Source organism: Pontiella sulfatireligans (genome assembly GCF_900890705.1).
Taxonomy (GTDB): domain Bacteria; phylum Verrucomicrobiota; class Kiritimatiellia; order Kiritimatiellales; family Pontiellaceae; genus Pontiella; species Pontiella sulfatireligans.
Window position 1 is genome coordinate 59892 of sequence record NZ_CAAHFH010000004.1, and the last position, 19649, is coordinate 79540.

Genomic DNA, 19649 nt, shown 5'->3' on the forward strand with positions numbered 1-19649 from the left:
GGTTGTGGAGAATGCCATGGTCGCTCCACTCCACCATCCCCCGAAAAGGAGTACAAACGAGGGAGAAGCGGGGTTCCTGACACCGTATTGGCGTCACTTGGCATTTGGATAACGGGCTGGGCCTGGCCACCTTTATCGGCCGTTGGATAATTGATTAAACTGCTTTCGGAAAAATCAGCTCTTTCCAAAGCGGTACTCCTTGCGATAGGCCGATGGCGTCTTTCCGGTTTCCTGGAGGAAGGCGGCATTGAAGCGCTCGCGACGGCTGTAGCCGCAGGCTTCAGCAAGCACTTCGATCAGCATATCGGAATCGCGCAGCAGTTCGCAGGCGCGCTCAATGCGGGAGCGACGGATTTCTTCGTGCAACGTACGACCGACCTCTTTTCTGAACCTTTTCTCCAACACGCGCCGGCTGCAGAACAAGGCGTCGACCACTTCGGCAACGGTGATGGGTTCAGCGGCATGGTCCCGGATGAAGCGGAGCGCCCTAGCCACCAGCTCGTCCTGGATTTCTAGGATGTCGGTGGAATGCCGCCCCACGATTCGCTCGGGGGCAATCATGATGGGTTCATCGGGAACGGCGCAACCCTGCATGAGCCGGTTCAGCAGCGAAGCCGCCTGATAGCCGACGCGCTCGGCGCCGAGTTCAATGCTGCTCATCGTCGGCGAGAGCATTTCGCAAATGAACGGACTGTTATCCACCCCGATCACCGCGATGTCTTCGGGAATTCGGAGTCCGGCGTCCTCGCAAGCGTCCATCACCATGCGTCCGAGAAAATCCTCCGCGGCGAAAAAACCGACCGGTTCGCTTTTTTCCACCTGCAGCACCTTGCCCGCCTGCTGAATCTCTTTCTGCGTGGCCAGAATCGTCGCATCATAGCCATACTGCTGAAGGGCTTTGATAAACCCCTCTACCTTCAGCTGCCCGCTGGCCCCTTGAATCGACCAAGCCGTTGTTGCGAAACGCCGCAACCCTTTTTCAATGAGGTAGCGAGCAGCCTCCCGCCCGATCAGCTCGTTATCCATCAGGACGGACGCCACCGGAAAATCCACATAGTCGGCCTTCACATTGACCGACGGGATGCCGCGCTGTCTCAGGTTTTTTTCGAGTTCCGGCGTAATCCGGCCAATCACACCCGCGCCTTGCCACTGCATCAGGTCTGCCTTGGTGATTTCCGGAATGCCGCGGTGGGTGTAGAATTTCCAGCCGCTGACGGCTGCATACCGGGCCACCCCGCGCACAATGTTGCGGTAATAGTGGCTGTTGAAATCGATATGCAGCGCAATCTCGGTAGACGTTCTTCCCACAAGTTCTACCAGCTAAGCTTGAACACGGTTTTCGAACTGTAGGATGCGCCAGCTTCCAGCACGCTGTCCGGCGCGCCGGCAATGTTCGGCCCGTTCGGATATTTCGACGTTTCGCAGCAGAAGGCTCTAAACTGGCCAAACTGAGCGCCGCTTTCGCGCTTGAGCTCGTCGGAGGTGTAGAATCCAGTATACATCAGCATGCTGGGCTCCGAGCTGAAAACTTCGAGCGAACGGCCGCTGGCCTCGTCGGAAAACGCCGCCACCTTTTCAAAGGATCCAACGGGTTTGCTGAAAATATAATAGGTTTCAAATCCCATGGCCTTTTCTTCAAACACATCGCCAAAGGGTTTGGACGCATTGTAGTCCCAGACCGTTCCCGCCACGGGGAATTCCTCGCCAAGCTGGACATTGGTTTCATCGACCGTCAACAGCTTGTCGGAGACAATCATGGCCTTGTGGTTCAGGATCTTGTCCTGGAAACCGCCGAGGTTGAAGTAGGTGTGGTTGGTGAGCGACAGCGGCGTGGCCTTGTCCGTTGTGGCCGAATAGCTGATCGCCAGTTCGTTGTCATTGGTCAGAGAATAAACCACCGTCACATCAACCTTTCCCGGATACCCTTCGTCGCCGTCCGGGCTTGAAAGCATCAAGGTAAGAGAATCATCGACCACCTCGGCATCCCACACGCACTTGTCGAACCCCTTGATGCCGCCGTGTATGTGGTTCGTTCCATCATTGGCGGCAACCTGATACTCAACGCCGTCGACCGTAAACTTGGCGTCTTTGATGCGCCCTGCGTAGCGGCCGACGATGCAGCCGAAATAGGGCGAGTTGGCCTTGTAGGCGTCGGCAAAATAGCCGTCGAGCGTGTCGAAGCCGCAGACGATGTCCGCGCTTCCGCCTTGGCTGTCGGGAACAACCAGCGAGGTGACGATGCCACCATAGTTCGTGATCTTGGCAACGACGCCGTTGTCGTTTTCGAGGGTGTAGAGATCGACTTCAACGCCGTCGATCGAACCGAATGGTGCTTTTGAAACATTCATTATTATCTCCTAACCTAGGCCGTTGCCGACCGCAATGATGACGATGCCGACGACCATGCAGGCCAGACCGGCGTAGAGGAATCCTTTGGCTTTGGAAGAAGCGCTCTTCCATTCGCCGACCACGATGCCGCTCATGATGGCGGTGATGACGCAGGAGGCGTTGAAGATGGCATATCCGACGGTGTTGCCCGATGCGCCCAGCTTGGACGCCGCAAAGGCAAACATGGCCGACGCCGCATAGTGAAAGAAGGCCATGATGAAGATCAGGAAAAAGTTGGGAATCAAGCGCGGCGTATTGAAGTCGCCCCACAGTTTCTTTTGGCTGAGCTGCTGAATGAAGTAGAGCCCCATCACAATACCGCCGCTGATGAAGATCGGGAACATGACCGCCACGGCGGTTTTCCATGCATCCAAACCAAGTTCGGACACCGCTTCGCCGAGCGGGCCAGCGCCAACGGCATTGGCAAAACTGAACCCTGTGGCCAGCAAGCCGCCCACGACGGCAATGATGATTCCCTTGAGCATGGAGCCCTTGGATTCATCGCGTTCCTTGCCCGCATCTTTCTCGTCCTGTTCACGAGCGAGCCCGGCTTTTCCGTTCATGACGACGCCCGCCAGCACAACCACAAGACCTGCCATAATGGTTCCGAATACGTTCGTCGCCGGCAGGCCGGCAACAAAAAACGGAATGACCGAACCCACCAGGATCACGGTTCCGATGAAGAGCGAAAAACCGAGCGACAAACCGATATGGTTGATGGCCTTGCCCCACATCATGACGCCGGTGCCCCAAAGCACGCTGGCCACGGCCATTTTCCAGATAATGGAGGAATCGACCATGCCGAAAACGTCGAAGCCGCCCAAGAGGACGATGGAAGCAATGACCGGAACCACGAACATCGTCAGAATGAAAAACAACCCCCACGTGTTTTCATACTTGAAATCCTTGGTGTATTTTTCGGGAAGTGCGTACAGCCCGAGCATCACACCGGCCAACAAGGCCCAAAGTACGCCGATCATCTCCATAACTTTCTCCTGATTGGTTTGTTTTTAGAAGCCAGGATTCAGAAGCCAAGATTCAGTATTGGACAATGCTTGCCGCCTACCGAATTCCACCTTCCGACTCCCGACTTCTATCTGCTGACTCCTAAACTACGTTTTCGCCTTTAACGTAGCCAAAGTTGGCCGTGATGCCGCCGTCCACATAAAGGACATGGCCATTGACAAACTGGCTGGCCTTCGATGCCAGGAAGAGCGCGGCGTTGCCGACGTCTTCCGGCTCGCCCCAGCGGTCGGCCGGCGTGCGCATCATCACCAGATCGTTGAACGGGTGGCCGCCTTCGCGGATCGGCGCGGTCTGGGCCGTAGCAATATAGCCCGGGCCGATGCCGTTGATCTGAACGTTATGCTTCGCCCATTCGCAGCACATGTTGGCCGTCAGCATTTTCAGGCCGCCCTTGGCGGAAGCGTAGGCGGAAACAGAGTTGCGGCCATAGCGGCTCATCATCGAGCACATGTTGATAATCTTGCCTTCGCCCTTCTTGATCATGTTCGGCGCACAGCGCTTGCCCACGATGAACGGAGCAATCAGGTCAACATCAATCACCTGCTCGAAATCCGCAACCGGCATATCAAGGATTGGAACGCGCTTAATGATGCCCGCGTTGTTGACGAGGATGTCGATTTCACCAACGTCTGCTTCGATTTTGGAAATCCCGGCATCCACATCCGCTTCGTCACAAACGTTAAACTTGAGTAGATATGCATCGATGCCCGCCGCGGCATATGCTGCCTTCGCGGATTCGAGCTTTTCTTCGTCGATGTCGTTCACGCAAACCTTGGCGCCCGCCTGGCCGAGCACCATGCCGACCGCCATGCCGATCCCGTGCGTTCCGCCGGTTACCAGCGCCACTTTTCCTTCTAGATTGAACAGATCCATTACACTCATTTTATTTTCTCCTGTTGGTTTAATAACGAGTAATTCGTAATGCGTAATTGCACCGACGAACCATTCCTTCAAAATTTACGCATTACGCATTACGCATTACGTTAACTGCACTTAATCAAACTCTTCATCGCCGTGGCATTGCCGTCCAATGCCTGGAACGCCTTGGTGATGTCTTCTAATTCCTGAATATCGGTGATGAGTGTTTCGCAGTCGATGGCGCCGGAAACAATCATCTCGATAGCCTTTTCATAGTCTGCTGCCTCATAGACCCGGGCACCCAGCAGCTGAAGCTCGCGCCAGAAAAACTTGAACAGATCAACTTCCGGCTTCCGCCCGCCGATAATGCCAACCATCACGATGCGACCGCGCACCGCGGCGGCTTCGGTCATGGTATCAACGCCCGGTTGCGTGGCGGAAACCTCGAACACGACTTCCGCGCCCTTGTCGCCGGTCATTTTCCAGATTTCTTCGCCGACGTTTACCTTCAGCGCATTGAGCGTTTTGAACCCGAGCTTTTCGGCCACTTTCAAGCGATAGTCGCTGACTTCCGAAACCACGACGTTGCCGCCTGCCTGCTTGGCCACCATCGCAACCAAGAGCCCGATCGGTCCGCCGCCAATCACGAGCACGTCTTCGCCGGGCTGGATGTTGGCGCGCGCCACATCGTGGCAGGCCACGGCGGTCGGTTCGATCAGCGCGGCATAGTCCAGCCGCATATCGGCCGGCAGTTTATGGAGCGTATGAGCCGGAAGCGTCCACATTTCCTGCATGGCCCCTTCCGTATCCAACCCCAAAAACTTCAGATTCTGGCAAACGTGGATGTATCCTTTCTTGCAGGCCGCACATTCGCCGCAGTGGCTGAGCGGACGGACAACAACCTGGTCGCCGACGGCAAAGCCCTCGACGCCCGCGCCGATGGCATCGACCACCGCCGAGCATTCGTGGCCGATCACGCGGTTGGTGGTTACCCGCGCATCCATCACCCCGTGGAACACATGCATGTCGGTGCCGCAGATGCCGCAATAGGCAATCTTGATGCGTACCTCCCCCGCCGCCGGTTCTTTGGGCTGGTCATCCCTGACCGTAAAACTCTGGTTTCCTGAATAGTATGCTGCTTTCATAATTATTTCCTTTGTTAACCTGTTGTTGGTCGAAAGTCGGAAGGTCAAAAGTCCAATGTCATCTGGCTAACAGACCTTCGACTTGCGACTTTCAGACCTTAAGACCTCTGAGCCTCATAAGGCTCCAGCTTCTCCCAGTTGAAAACGACGCCGGTTCCGGGCGCGTCGGATGCTACCGCGCGATGGTTTTCGACCACCAGCGGACGGGTTGTATATTCATCGATCGGGAAGCTATGCACTTCGAGCCAACCCGAATTCGACTGCGCCGAAACGAGGCTCACATGCAGCTCCTGCATGCCGTGCGAACAAACCGGGATATCGTATTTCCGCGAAAGCTCAGCCACCGCCAGCCACCCGCTGATGCCGCCGCAGTTCGAGGCGTCGGGCTGAATGAACGAAAGCTTCGACTGCTCGAACGCATAGCCGAACTCATGGATCGTATGCAGGTTTTCGCCCATCGCCAGCGGCATGCCGGTGGCGTCGGCAATCTTGGCGTAGCCCAGATAGTCGTCGGGAATGGTCGGTTCTTCGAACCAGGTGATGTCGCACTCGGCAAACCGCTTCGCCGCCTCGATGGCCTTTTCAACGCTCATCGAATAGTTGGCGTCCACCATAAAGATCACATCGGGGCCAATCAGCTCGCGGACGGCCTTGATGCGTTCGATGTCTTCGTCGAGGTTTTCGCGGCCAATCTTGATTTTCACGGCATTGAAGCCGCTCGCCAAATAGCCGCGAATATTGTTGAGCAGCTTTTCGAGCGGAAACATGAGGTCGATGCCGCCGCAGTAGGCCTTGCAACTGTTCCCCGCGCCACCCGCCATTTTCCAAAGCGGCTCGCCGGCCTTTTTGCAACGGATGTCCCACAGTGCGATGTCCACCGCCGAGACGGCGAACGAGGCAATGCCGCCGCGCCCGACATAGTGGACGTGCCATTCCATGAAATCATAGATTTCTTCGATGGCCGTTCCATCCTTGCCCACCAATACCGGGGCGAGGTCGTGTTCGATCATCGCCTTGATGGCATGGCCGCCCTTGCCTCCGGTGTAGGTATAGCCGGTTCCTTCGCTGCCGTCTTCGAGGGTTACGGTTGCCGTCACCAGCTCAAAGTGCGTGTGGTCGCCATGCTTCGCGTCCGACAGCACCTCCGGCAGCGGCACCTCGAAGAGGCGCGTTTCAACTTTCTTGATTCTACTCATGCTCTATTTTCCATTCTTCAGAGTATTTAAACACCCGCTCGTAAACTCGCTTAAGACACCAAGGACTCAAAGTCTCTACCGGCCGAGTCTTAGAGTCCTTCGCGCCTTTGTGTTTAATTATAATTTACGTAGAAGGTTTTCTTTTCGAGATATTGCTCGAAACCGTATTTACCATCTTCGCCGCCGGTGCCGCTGAGCTTGTAGCCGTTATGGAAGCCCTGATGCTGCTCGCCGTGGCCGCGGTTGACGTAGATTTCGCCGCACTCCAGCTCGTCGGTCAGGCGCAGGATGGTTTTCATGTCCTTGGTGCAGACCATGCAGGCCAGGCCATAGTCGCAGTCGTTGGCATATTCGATGGCTTGCTCCATCGTCGAAAACTTGACCACCGGCAGGATCGGGCCGAACGATTCTTCGTGGATAATGGTCATGTCCTGCGTGACGTCCGTCAGAATGGTCGGCTCGAACCAGTTGCCGCCTTCGAACCCGGGCACGTCGGCGACTTTGCCGCCGAATGCAACCGTTGCGCCCTCTTCGACGCTGATCTTCACGAGCTTTTTCATCGCTTCAAGTTCGTTGGCATTGACCTTCGGCCCCATGTCCATCGATTCGTCCATCGGATCGCCGACCTTGATGGCCGCAACCTTCGGCATGAAGATGGCCATGAATTCATCGTAGACCGATTCCTGAACATACATGCGCTCGTTGCAGGTGCAGACCTGCCCGCAGTTGTCGAAGCGCGAGTGCAGCGCCGCGTTGGCCGCGAGTTCGAGGTCGGCATCTTCGAGCACGATGAACGGGGCCTTGCCTCCCAGCTCCAACTGGCAATGCGCCATGTTGTCGGCCGTCGCCTTGATGATCGACTGCCCGGCCGGCGTGCTGCCGGTCATGGTGACCATGTTGGTGATGGGGTTGCGGCAAAGCGCGTCGCCCAGGGTGCGGCCGGGGCCGGTAACAATGTTCAGCACGCCGTCGGGAATGCCCGCTTTCTTTGCGAGGTCGGCCAGCTCCAGCGTCGCCAGCGGCGTTTCGGAAGTCGGCTTGACGACGATCGTGTTGCCGGCCACCAGCGCGGGACCGATTTTTCGGCCGGCCAGCGCCAGCGGAAAGTTCCAGGCCGTTATGGCCACCACCACGCCGCGCGGAATCTTGTGGATCCAAATATGTTCGTTGGGATTGTCGGACTTAACAATGTCGCCGTCCATCTGGCGCGCCCAGTCGCAGGCGTATTCAATGAACGAGCAGCATACGTCCACTTCGAAGCGGGCAACGGTAAGCAGCTTGCCTTGTTCATTCGTAAGCAGCTGGGCCAAGCGCTCGCGGTTGGCTTGGATTTCTGCCGTGAAGGCGCGAAGCAGGTCGGCCCGTTGGCGAGGAGGAAGCTTCTTCCATTCAACCTGCGCCTTTTGGGCGGCTTCAAGGGCGATTTGCGCATCGGCTTCGTTGCCGTCTTGGATCATGGCCACGACCTTGCCTGTTGCTGGGCTCAACACCTCGTCGACTTTTCCGGAACTCGACTCAACCCACTCCCCATTAATAAACAGCTTGTATTCCTTCATACCCAACTCCATTGATGGTTTATCTGATAAATGAGGGTTTATAATATCCTATGCCACCCATTCGTAAATACGTATTTTGCGTCCATATTGTGACGTTATGCGAACTGCGATGTCGACCCATTTATCGCTAAAGAATGCCCCATGATTATTTCCGATTAGGGCACCTGTCCGGTGCCCCTGATCAACATGTTGTCCAACTGCAAGACCTGTACGAGCCCGCACGAAGTCGCTCTGGGCCACGCAACCCCCGTCTCCGCTCTTTACGGAAGGAAATTCTCGGAATTCCACCCCAATGCTTTGCCTGTACTAATCCAAAGAGGGCGTGGTGCGCGCTCCGCTTTCGCGAATGCTCAGATACTTCTTATGAATCGCCTTTACCCGCTCCTGCTGTTCCGGATGCTTGACGAGGTTTTGCGTCTCATCCTCAACCGGATTCTTTGACAGGTTAAAGAGTGCAACAGGCTCAAACTTACTGGAGTTATAGTCGCTGGCCATAATCAGCTTCCAGTCGCCATCACGAAGCATAGTCTCGAAATAGCAGCCGCTTTGGAGCATCAGATATTCGCGTGGCTCAAACCCGCACTTGCCCGTCAGCAGCGGCAACAGGTTAAGCGAATCCATCGCCTCATCCTTCGGCACCTTAACCTTCAGCAACGTGGCCATGGTGGCCAGCATGTCGTGGTTGATGATCGCTTCATCACTGACCGACCCCGGCACGATCTTTCCTTTCCACACAGCAATGAACGGAACGCGGTGCCCGCCCTCGTACGGCGCATTCTTGTGGCCGCGCCATCCCCCGTTCGGATTATGCCCGACGTCAATGCTTGCGCCGTTGGGCAGTCCGCCGTTGTCGGACGTGAAAACGATGAGCGTGTTGTCATATACGCCCTTATCCTTGAGCGCCTTGATGATCCGGGCCACCTGCAGGTCGAGGTCGCGAATCATGTCCATGTGCGGCGTCGGCGTTGAGCCTTTGATCTTAACGCCGTCGAATTCGTCGGGCGGACAATGCGGTATGTGCACCGTCGGACTCCAGTAGCAGAGGAAGAACGCTTCTTTGCCGGCCTTCTCATGAATAAAGTCAACCGCTTTGGCCGAAAGCCGCTGCCCCATGCCGGCCGTATCCCAGTTCGAGTCGCCCTTCCCCGGACCTTTATCCGATACAATTTTCGGATCCTTCGCGGTCGTCTCATCCAGATAAACAATCTTTGAATCCCTACCCAGCGGATACCACTCGTTGTTTTCGTAGACCATATAAATCGGGCCCTGCACGCCGCACGGAAGCATAAAGCTATAGTCGAATCCGAGCTGCACGGGACCGCCGCCAACCATTTTGGCCAGATCTACCGGACTGTCCGGATTCTTGTGGTCATCGCCCCGGTAGAGCTCGCCGGTTTTGCGATTGAGAAAGTCACCGCCCAAATGCCACTTGCCGATGAACCCCGTCGCGTAGCCCGCATCACGCGCAACAGTGCCCAGCGTCGCCTGCCCCGGCTTGATTGCATTTTCACGGAAGGTGCCCCACACGCCCCATGGGGCATAGCTGCGGTAGTTCATGTTACCGCTCATCACACAGTAGCGCGTTGGCGAGCACAACGAAGTTGAAGAGTGCGCATCCGTGAACCACATGCCGCTCTGCGCCAGTTCATCAATCGCGGGCGTCGGCACGAGCGGCGTTTTTTTCTGAATCTGCTGAACATGATGGCTCACATCGCCCAGCCCAAGATCATCGGCCATGATGAATACAATATTGGGACGCATGTCCACCGCGCCGGCCGCCAAGGTGGCACCGGCCATCAAACCTATAATCCATTTTTTCATTCGAATGCTTCCTTTTCAGTTCCGCCGGGTGCCCATGGCGATTCAGGCATGCTAGAAACCGGGATACGGGCCGGGCAGGTCGTCGAGATAGCTCTTGAGCAGCTTTTGCATCTTTTCCAGCTGCGCCTTGTATTCAGGGCTCGTTGCCAGATTGGTGGTTTCGGTCGGATCGTTGCGAAGGCTGAAGAGCTGGTCGGGATCAAAATAGCTCGGCGCCCACGGCGTGCCCTTCGGATCTTTGAGTTGCCAGCGCTCGAAGGCGAAACCGCCCGGCTTCATGCCCAGCTGAAAATAGGGCGCGTCTTCAAGGAAGGGATACTGCTCCTCCATCCAAGGGTGTTCTTTGAGCATGGGGCCGTAGTAGTATTCCTTCGCCTCGGCCACGCGCTCCGCCTTGGTCCGCTGCAGGCTGTCCGGCACGCGGAAGGCCACATAGCTCCAGTCCATAGAGGTCACGGCGCGGGCCAAGCCAATTTCACTATAGACCGCTTCGCGCCAATCCTTCGGCGACTCGCCATTGAAAATGGGGGTCAGGCTTGCGCCGTCGAGCATCATATCCGTCGGCGGTTCAACACCGGCCATTTGAAAGAAGGTCGGAGCAAAATCAATATTCTGCACCAATTCCTGCGGGCGCGCCCCCGGCTCGATGACGCCCGGCCAATAGGCCATGATCTGCGTACGCACGCCGCCTTGGTAGCAAGTGCCCTTGGAGTGGTATTCCATGCCGTTGTCGTTGTAGTAGACAATCAGCGTATCCTTCTCAAGCCCCAGTTCAACCAGCTTGTCCATAACGGCGCCAATGCCGTCGTCGAGCCAGGTGGCCGCACGGTTCTGGTCGGGGATGCCCGCCACCTTGGTGCGCTCCAGCACCGATTCCCGCGACGGCTGTACGCCAGCGATCGGTTCATCGAGAACTCCCATGCCGCTTTTGCGCGGATCGCCGGTCAACGATTCAAACGTGTCCGGCACATGCATCAGGGTCGGAGCATAGTAGAAATACCACGGCTCGTCCTTGTTCTGCTCAATAAAGTCGATGGCCGCCTTGGTGTTCCACTCCTGATTATGCACGTTGCAGCCGGTGGCAATCAGCGACTTGTCGTCATTCGGATTTCCGCCGTAAGCCGCCTGCACAAAATCAAAGCCGAATTTTTTGATCTCGTTGCAGATGATTTCCTGGTTTTCACGCATGAGCTTCTGCACTTCCGGCTTATATGGATCCGTGCCCTTTTCGATCGGCGTGATCAGATGCATCGTTCCATTCAGATGCCACTTGCCGGTAAATCCGGTTTTGTAGCCTGCGCTCCGCAACACCTTTGGGACATTGGGCTGGCCTTCTGCAAAACCAAGGTTCCACAAAATACGCGTCACGCCTTCCTCCGTATTTCCTTCCGCAAAATAGGGTTGCGGACAGCGGCTCGCAAAGTGGCCGCTCAAGCAGGTATAGCGGCTCGGCGAACAGACGCTCGAAGAAGCGAAGCCGTTTTCGAAATACATCCCTTCGTTCGCCAGCTGGTCGATGCGCGGCGTCAGCGACTTTCCGCCCAGAAAACCGAAGTGATCCCGAAACTCGTCGTCGGCAATGATGAACAGAATATTGGGTTTACGAGCCTGAGCAACAGACACACCAAGGGCTAGCAACAAACAGCACACTACAAACTTTAAACTGTCCTTACGCATGGAATTCTCCCAGTTCGCTCCAAGGAATCACTTTTTCAAAGCGGCGGATATAGTTCCAGTTCCACGATTCATCGTATTGATGACATACGCCCCACTCAAAAGCGGCCAGCGGCGCTGCATCTGCATCCAGGCTTTTCACAAGTCCAGCCGCCTCCGGCCCGCACTTGATGTGCGACATGATTTCGAAGTTGATGCCGTCCTCTGCAAACTGGAAGGTGTTCTTTTCCGGACCGTCCGTAATCAACATGGAGCCGATGCCATCCTTATAGTTCCACATGCAGATTTCGTGGCCGCTGTTGGATATCGGATTATAGGGCGACTTCACATAGGACCCTTCAATCTGGTCGGCAATAGCCACTCCCCACTTGATTTCGCGGCCTCCCATGGACACGCCCTCGCCCATGGTTTCGCCCTTGTAGTAGAGGTAGAACTTGTCGTTGAAGAACAGCAGGCAGGGATCGTGCACCTTGTGGTTGTCGAAGCTGCCCTTTTCTTCCACGAGGAAACGGTTGTCTTCATCGCCCAGCCACTTGCCGTCGTCGGTGGCGGAAAGGATCGGTTCGTCCAGCTTGGTCCACGGGCCGTCCGGCGACTCGGCAATCGACATGCCGATCTGGTTTTTAACGCGGTTTGTGTAAGGCGCTTTCACGGTCTGATAGACCAGATAAAATTTGTCTTCGTGCTCCAATACTTCCGGCGTGAAACAAGCGCGGTCGTCGTACGCGCCCGCCGGGCCGCGGCCGACCGCCATGCCCTGCTCCTCCCAGTCCCATCCATCTTCAGAAGTGGCGTACCATACTTCGGTTTTATCCCATGGAAATACTTTGGCTTCCGGATCGCCGCTGCCGAAGCCAACGGTTTCGCCTGTGCCTTTTGTGTACCAGCAATAGTACAGACCGCCTACTTTCAGAACTGCGCTGGGGTCGCGGCGGATTACGCCTTCTTCAAAAGCAAAGTCGCCCTTGAGATCGTGGATCTTAAACTCACAGAACCACTCGTTGCCTTTTTCCCAATAGCCGCGCTCAATCGCGCGCTTCGTTGCCGCACTCAAATATTTTTCTTCACTCATCCCAATCTCCTATTAAAAATGTTTTGACCGCAAAGACGCTAAGTCGCAAAGGGAAAATAGAACTTCGTGTCTTTGCGTCTTCGCGGTCATATATTATCCGTTGGTTTGTTCGATTTCCTCTTTTGCAATTTTGGTCCATTCAATCAGTTTGGCCGCGCCATCGCCGCCACCGAGCGTGCCACCAATATTCATGATCATTTCCAGCGGGCAATCCTTCGCCGCGTCCAGCACCCGGCGCAACTCTTTGCGCACTTGGTCTGCGTGCAGCCCGTCGCCGAGGAACGGGACGCCGGAGGGCTTGTAGCCGTAAAGCAGTTCGGTGCCAATCTCCGCGCCGGCCTTTTCAAAGTCGCACCATTCGCTGACCGAAATGCGCCGCGCGTTCGGCACGTTTTTCACAAACTCCACCTTGTTGTGCAGCACCTCGCAGCAACCGACGTTGACCCATTTGAAGAGCTTCATCAGCTGCACGTTGTAGGGCAGGTCAAACTCTTCGTGCATGCCCGGCGACACGCAGTTGAATCCTTCAGCGCAGGTGAACGCCCACGTATCCATCAGGTCGCATTTACCCTTCTTCATGGTGTCCTGATAATTCGGAATGTCAGGATTGAAACGCAGGCCGGTGGATCCGAGCGGATCCGATTTTTCCCACGGCCCCCAAAGCCCCAACTCTTCGAGTGTTTTGAAGCGCTTCTCGAAATTATTGGCGATGAGCTGCATGGCTTCGTGCGTCCATTCCGGTTCGTCCATCATATCGGTGTAGACGTTTTCCATGCCGCGCAACTCGGCCCATTCATCGACCACCTTGGTGGCGAAATAAATGCCGGTCGGAATCACATCTAGAATGCCGCTGAAGATTTCTTCGGCCTCGGCTTTCGCAGCGTTCCGCGCATCCCAGTCCACGTTGATGTCCGGGTCGCCGATCTTTTCGATGTCGGCCATCTTCTGGATCGGCGACTCAAACTTGAAGGCGCCCGTCTTCGCGTGGTCGTCCGACGCATAGTGCGCCATGACGGGAAGCTCGGGATACGCTATGATGTCTGTAAAATGCGGATAGCGGATGACGGGCTCGATCACTGTATCGTCATGGAGGCTTTCAAACGACCAAATGCGCTGGCGCAGGTCGCGTTCATAGTTCCGCGCGGCTTCGTTCTGGCAAACCAGATGCTTTTCATCCGGCAGCGCCTCCGCCCAAGCCAGCGGCCACAGGTGAATCAGCTGCAGCGGTCCCGCACTTTTGTCGAGATCCGTCAGCCGCGTCCATTTGTCGATCTTTTGCTTGTTGTCGTCCGTAGCAGCGAGTTCGGCCACCTTCCGGCCCAGGTGCTGCAGCACCTCTACATCTTGTTTCGTCATATCCACTTTGATCACCTTTTAGTTATGCTCGTTCAGAGGTTTTCGTTCCTGCTAACCTGACTTACGGAATAGGCAATCCAAGCACCGTTATCAGGATAGAACCAGTCAACCCCGCGGGACCTCCGCGGGCACAGGAATTCCAACCTTCTGAAAATTATTTATACACTACTGAATGACAACCGGCTTGGTTTTTGCCGCTTTCTCCAGCTGTTTTTTGTAAAGCTCCTCATACATGTTCAAGCGTTCTTTCTGATAGTCGTAGGCGTGCAGCAGCACGTTGGCTTTGTTGCCTGCATTCCAATCGTTCCAGAGTTTGGCCAACGCCGCGCGCTTTTCCGGCGCCTTGTCGATAATGTTCTCCGACTCGTAGGGATCGTTGACCATGTCGAAGACACAGAGCTTCCCGCCTTCCCAAGCATTCTTGACAAACTTGGCCGTCGGCGTGCGCACCGCCCACGAGGTGCTGTTGCGTTCGCGCCAATACAGCGCCGCATGCGGCGAGCCTTTTTGCTGCCCATTCAGATAGGGAACCAAGTTCACGCCATCGAGCGGCTTGCCGGAGGTATCGCCGCCGGCCAGCGCCACAGCGGTGGCCGTAATATCAAGCGCTGATACCAACCCGTCGAAGGTTCCCGCTTTAATCCTTTTTGGCCAGTGCACCAGATACGGAACGTGGATGCCGCCCTCCATCCAGCTGGCCTTGCCCTGACGGAACGGCCCGTTGTTCGCCCAGTTTTCATAAGGGTTCCACGGCGGCGTTCCCACGCCGCCGTTGTCGGAGAGGAAAAAGATCAGCGTGTTGTCAAACTTACCGGTTTCCTTTAGCGCATCCACGACCATGCCGATGCCACGATCCATTTCGTCGACCATAGCCGCATAAATCCGGCGCTTCCGATCTTTGATGTGCTTGTATTTCGCGATCGTTTCCTTCGGCGCTTCCAGCGGACTGTGCGGCGCGTTGTAGGCCAGGTAGAGACAGAACGGCTTATCCGTTTCTTTCACAAAACGGGCGGCGTCGCGACTGAGTGCGGTGGTGAGGTATTCATTAAACTCACCCGTATTGTTGTTCCGCAACAGAGGCAACATAGTACCCTCGTTCGCGCCATAGTTTAGTTTTCCGTTTTCCAGCAGGAGCGGCGTTGTGGTAGACACACTCTCCGGCCAATAGGAATGGCCGCCGGAAAGGAAGCCGTAGAAATAGTCGAAGCCGCGGCTGTTCGGGTGGTGGTTCGGCGCGGCACCGACGTGCCACTTTCCGATGATCCCAGTACGGTAGCCAGCCGACTGGAGCCGCTTGCCGAACGTCGTTTCATCCATCGGCAGCCCCATGAACTGGTCATACGGCGAATAGGTGGCATTGATTTCCATGCCGAAGCGCGCTTGGCAGCGCCCGGTCAAAAGCCCGGCGCGCGACGGGCCGCAATAGGAATGGGTCACATAGCCGTTTTCGCAGACCACGCCACCCTTCGCCAACGCATCCAGCTGCGGTGTGAAGATTTCTTTCGACCCCGTGAAGCCCACATCGCCATAGCCGAGGTCATCGGCCAGAATGATCAGGATGTTCGGCTTCGATCCCTCAACCAAGGTTGCTGAAGCCACAAAAACCAAACCAACCACAAATACATGTAACCACTGCTTCATTATATGACTCTCTTCTGGAGGGCCGGCGTCCTCGCCAGCCGGGCATCGAGGACGATGCCCCTCCACATTATTACATTTCCACTTTCGGGATGATGCTTTCCGGAATGTTCAACACACGGTCGTGCGCGCCGGGCGCAAAGTTGCTGATGATAAATTTATTTTCCTGCGTCCAGTCGCACTCTACGCGGCCGTCGCCCAGCACAATGCTGCCGAGCTTGCTACGGAAGAAGGCGGCGAGTTCGGCATAGCGCGGCTGATAGGCCACGTTGACCTGCTCCTTCGGATCGGCGCGCAGATCGTAGAGCGATAGGTCGACTTCTGCTGCCGGAGCATCGAGCCCCCAGCGAATGTTCGCACCGGGTTCGTAGCCCTCGCCCGGCTTGGTCCAGAACGGGCGGACGCGCATGGCGAACGCAAAATCCTTGCAACGCAGATACGCGCGATCGCCGCGCACCTGGTTCATTTCGCCAATGACATATTCGCGCTGCGGCCCTTCCTTGAGGGTTTTGCACAGGCTGAACCCATCGAGTCCCGGATGCGTGGAAGCATCGATTCCAGCGATGTCGTAGAAAGTGGGAGCCAGATCCACATACTCCACCCAGTCGTGGCTCACCTTGCCGGCAGGAAATTTTTTCTTGTCGGAAGAGACGACGATGATGCTGTCGTGCACGGTTTGGAACCAAGGGCCGAATTTCGCTTCGATGCCCTGCTCGCCGAGATGCCAGCCGTGGTCGCCGCACAGATAGACGATGACATATTCCTGGTCATGTTTTTTGCAATAGGCTTTGAACGACTCGACGGCTTCGCCGATCAGATGGTCGCCCATCGCGCAGAAGGCATAGTAGTCGCGGATCGCCTGCTGTTTATCGGAGGCGGTCATGCGGGAAAAATCCATGTCGTTGCGCAGATCCTTCAGCGAGCCCGGCATCAGCTCGGCTTCCTTCTCACTATATTCAGGCACTTTGTATTTTTTGCCGGCAAAGCGATCGCGGAATTCCCGAGTCGGCAGCACCGGCGTGTGCGGGAATACAAACCCGAGGTTGATAAACAGCGGCTTGGAGACATCGGGACCGGTGGCAGGCTTGCCGTTTACCATCGTGTATGTATTTCCCTCATTGGCCAGATAGCGCTGCATGGTTTTCACGATGGCGCCATCGAGCGTATTGCCGGTTGAGGCCGGCGAAACGCCGCCGATAATCAGTTCGGGGTTCGAACGGGTATAGGTACGGAGAATATCGAGCTCCTTTTCCACCGCTGCGCGCTGCGCCTTGTCGGCATCGGTCAGCGGCTGGTCCTTGCGCTCCAGCCAGAAGCGCTTGACCGTGCCGTCGGCATAGCGGAACACCTCTTCCTTGCCCAGCACCATGCCTTTGCCGTTGTGCGTGCCCCACGGCTTGTTCCACCAAAAGTCGCTGCCGGCGGTCTTTTCCAGATCATTGCGATGAATAAACGGCTGGTAGTATCCGAGCGGCGCCCACTGGCGGTAGCCTTCCCAATCAAAGATGTAGTAGCCGCTCTTGCCGAACATGGAGGGCTGATAGCCGTTTTCCTTCATCACTTCGGGAATGACGCGGCTGGAGCAGTCGGCCGCCTGATGCGCCTTGCGGAACCCATACATGCCGGCGCGGTGCGGATATTTCCCGGTGTGCATCGAGCTGCGCGACGGCGCGCAGGCCAGCGAGTTGCAATAGGCCTGCGTGAACAATACGCCCTCCGCGGCCAGCTGGTCGAGGTTGGGCGATTCCACATAGCCCAGCTCGCTGTTCTTCTGGCCGGTCGTCGCCATGTTGTAGGCCGAGATCGTATCGCTGCGCTGGTCATCGGTGATGATCCAAAGAATATTCGGCTTCTGCTTTTCCGCAGCAGCACTCATTGCAAGCAGCAACGCCAATCCACAAAGTTGGTTCTTCATCGCTTCCCCTTAAATCCTGTTTATGATTATTCAACCACCGCGGCGCGAATGACTGCTGTGCCGACCACACCGTCGTCGCCGTCCGGAAATGAAACCGATACGGTGTTTTCAGCCTGCAGGTCGGCAATATTCAGATAGACCATTTTAGTGGTGCCGTATTCGCCGTCGGCCAGGCGGTCTGCACAATCTTCGAGCGGGACATCGAGCGGCTTGCCGTTGAGTGTGATGACCGCCGCCTTGCTGGATTCCGTTTTACGCGTCAGACCGACGCGCAGCACGGCATAGTCGATCTGCTTTTCAACCGGAACCTTGATCTTAAATTCGGCCTTCTTCATCGGAACAATGACCTTGTCGCCATAGCAGGCGATTTCGTTGACCTTGCCCTTTTCCTGAATGGTCCCGCCGAAGTCGGCGACGATCATGACGGCCTCGCGGCCGGCCAGCTCCAGCGCTTCCGGCACGGGCACGGTCTCTTCGGTATAATAGGCCGTAAAATCGGCGTTGCGGCCGAAGCGGCGCACTTCAACCTGTTTTGCATCGATGCCATAGAGGGACACCGATTCCGGACGCCAGCTCTGGTTGTTGACCGCTAGGTACATTTTGGAGCCATCCACGAACGCGCGGGTCTGCAGGTCGGGATCGCTGGAGAGCACCTTGACGCGGCGACCGTTGACGCCGCGGAAAAACTTATAGAAGTCGAGCATGTGGGTTTCCACCCATTGCGATTGGTCGGTGTAGTTTTTCGGCACGTAGAGGTTGGCGTAGTATTTGGTGTCCCAGCTCCACGTGTTGGGCAACAGGAACGGCACTGATTTCAACACGGTGTGCGGATGGTCGATGAAGGCCATCGTATTTGCCAGGATGCTGCTCACATGGCCGAAGCAGACGATCGAGCGCTTCTGCATCTCGTATTCCCACGTTTGGGGATCGGCATCGGGGTGCTGCGCCGCCATGATCTCGGCGGCGATCGCCTCTCCGTCATACATGCCTTTGGGCTCCGAATGGACATATCCGCCCTGCTCGCTGACCACCACGTCGACTTCTTTGCCGAGTGTGTTGACGGTGTAGTTCTGCATCAGGTCGAGCGACCCTTCCAGCGCGAGGCCCGACTGAATACGGCCCTTGAATTCGCCGTCGCGCCAGCGCAGATAGTCGTAGGAGTGGAACGAATAGAAATCCATCTTGCCCTGCGTGTTGCTGATGAATCCCTTAAAGCCGTTGAAATTCTGGTAGTTGTCGCGGAAGAAATAGGAAACCGACTGGCACATGCCGCCCACCATAACGTCCGGCGTCAGCGCATGCACCTTCTCCTGAACCGCCAGATGCCAGTCCGCCATGTGCTGATCGACAAAATATTTCCAGTGCGGCTCGTTGAGCGGCTCGTAGTATTTCGGCCGGTCAAAGTCGGTGTAGTTGTATTTCATCACGCCCGCCGCCAGCTCGGCGGCGGCATCGATGTTGGCCGGAATCCATTCCGGCGTACCGTGGTACTCGACCCCTTCATGCATGTGCTTGCCCATGTAGACCGGATAGGCATTGTGATTGCCGTGCGCCGCGACATCCAGGTTCGGGCCGAAATCCTTTTCAAAACGCTCGCCCGGCTTGCCATGCTTCTTGTTTTTCAGCGGCGTCAGATCGGCATAGCCCGGGCGGCTCGGATCCTCCTTCAGCGTCGTGGCAACATATTGGACAGGGCCGAGACTGCGGCCGAACGAAATACCCAGCTCATTCACCAGATAATCATACACCTCCGGCTTCATGCGCTGGTCGAAGCCAGTGCCGTTGTCGCTTACGCAAAAGTATCGCTTGCGATCCACCTCCGAAACGCCGCCGATCGCGCGGGTCGTTTGCGGCTCAACCACAATATGCGGCGCGGCCCAATCGATATTCTTCGACGCGGCTTCATTCCCAACACAGCCGGCAACCGACGCAACACACGCTACTGCAAACAGATAGTATTTCATGATTTCTCCAATAAATTGCCAATGAACCACAGGCGTGATC

General features: G+C 56.3%; 14 protein-coding genes. All 14 read right to left on the reverse strand.

What is annotated here, in order from left to right; all coding sequences use genetic code 11:
- Positions 1–174: 174 nt before the first annotated feature.
- Positions 175–1308 (reverse strand): AraC family transcriptional regulator, encoded by a 1134-nt coding sequence (locus SCARR_RS27400; protein ID WP_136065880.1) that lies wholly within the window; start codon positions 1306–1308, stop codon positions 175–177.
- 5 nt (positions 1309–1313) lie between these two features.
- Entirely contained in the window at positions 1314–2348 is a 1035-nt protein-coding gene (locus tag SCARR_RS27405; RefSeq protein WP_136065882.1) for an aldose epimerase family protein, read from the reverse strand.
- A 9-nt stretch (positions 2349–2357) separates the two neighbouring features.
- Positions 2358–3374 carry an L-rhamnose/proton symporter RhaT gene (locus tag SCARR_RS27410; RefSeq protein WP_222846492.1) on the reverse strand — a complete coding sequence of 339 codons (1017 nt, stop codon included), beginning with the start codon at positions 3372–3374 and terminating at the stop codon, positions 2358–2360.
- Positions 3375–3495: 121 nt separating this feature from the next.
- Positions 3496–4296, reverse strand: coding sequence for a gluconate 5-dehydrogenase (locus SCARR_RS27415; RefSeq protein ID WP_136065884.1), 801 nt, complete (start codon positions 4294–4296; stop codon positions 3496–3498).
- A gap of 101 nt (positions 4297–4397) precedes the next feature.
- Positions 4398–5417 carry a zinc-dependent alcohol dehydrogenase gene (locus tag SCARR_RS27420; RefSeq protein ID WP_136065886.1) on the reverse strand — a complete coding sequence of 340 codons (1020 nt, stop codon included), beginning with the start codon at positions 5415–5417 and terminating at the stop codon, positions 4398–4400.
- Positions 5418–5515: 98 nt separating this feature from the next.
- Complete coding sequence (locus SCARR_RS27425) at positions 5516–6613, reverse strand: mandelate racemase/muconate lactonizing enzyme family protein (RefSeq protein WP_136065888.1); 1098 nt, start codon at positions 6611–6613, stop codon at positions 5516–5518.
- Between the two features lie 113 nt (positions 6614–6726).
- Positions 6727–8169 carry an aldehyde dehydrogenase gene (aldA, locus tag SCARR_RS27430; RefSeq protein ID WP_136065890.1) on the reverse strand — a complete coding sequence of 481 codons (1443 nt, stop codon included), beginning with the start codon at positions 8167–8169 and terminating at the stop codon, positions 6727–6729.
- A 306-nt stretch (positions 8170–8475) separates the two neighbouring features.
- Positions 8476–9990, reverse strand: coding sequence for a sulfatase family protein (locus SCARR_RS27435; RefSeq protein ID WP_136065892.1), 1515 nt, complete (start codon positions 9988–9990; stop codon positions 8476–8478).
- 51 nt (positions 9991–10041) lie between these two features.
- Positions 10042–11667: a sulfatase family protein gene (locus SCARR_RS27440; RefSeq protein WP_136065894.1), complete on the reverse strand. Its 1626-nt coding sequence runs from the start codon at positions 11665–11667 to the stop codon at positions 10042–10044.
- The gene (locus SCARR_RS27445) at positions 11660–12736 is read right to left on the reverse strand and encodes a glycoside hydrolase family 117 protein (protein ID WP_136065897.1); all 1077 of its coding nucleotides are present in this window, start codon (positions 12734–12736) and stop codon (positions 11660–11662) included. Before SCARR_RS27445 ends, SCARR_RS27440 begins: the two co-directional genes overlap by 8 nt.
- Positions 12737–12829: 93 nt before the next feature.
- Positions 12830–14092, reverse strand: coding sequence for a hypothetical protein (locus SCARR_RS27450; protein WP_136065899.1), 1263 nt, complete (start codon positions 14090–14092; stop codon positions 12830–12832).
- 165 nt (positions 14093–14257) lie between these two features.
- The gene (locus SCARR_RS27455) at positions 14258–15733 is read right to left on the reverse strand and encodes a sulfatase family protein (RefSeq protein ID WP_136065901.1); all 1476 of its coding nucleotides are present in this window, start codon (positions 15731–15733) and stop codon (positions 14258–14260) included.
- A gap of 70 nt (positions 15734–15803) precedes the next feature.
- Positions 15804–17645, reverse strand: coding sequence for a sulfatase-like hydrolase/transferase (locus SCARR_RS27460; protein ID WP_136065903.1), 1842 nt, complete (start codon positions 17643–17645; stop codon positions 15804–15806).
- A gap of 26 nt (positions 17646–17671) precedes the next feature.
- Positions 17672–19609, reverse strand: coding sequence for a beta-agarase (locus tag SCARR_RS27465; protein WP_136065905.1), 1938 nt, complete (start codon positions 19607–19609; stop codon positions 17672–17674).
- Positions 19610–19649: the final 40 nt, after the last annotated feature.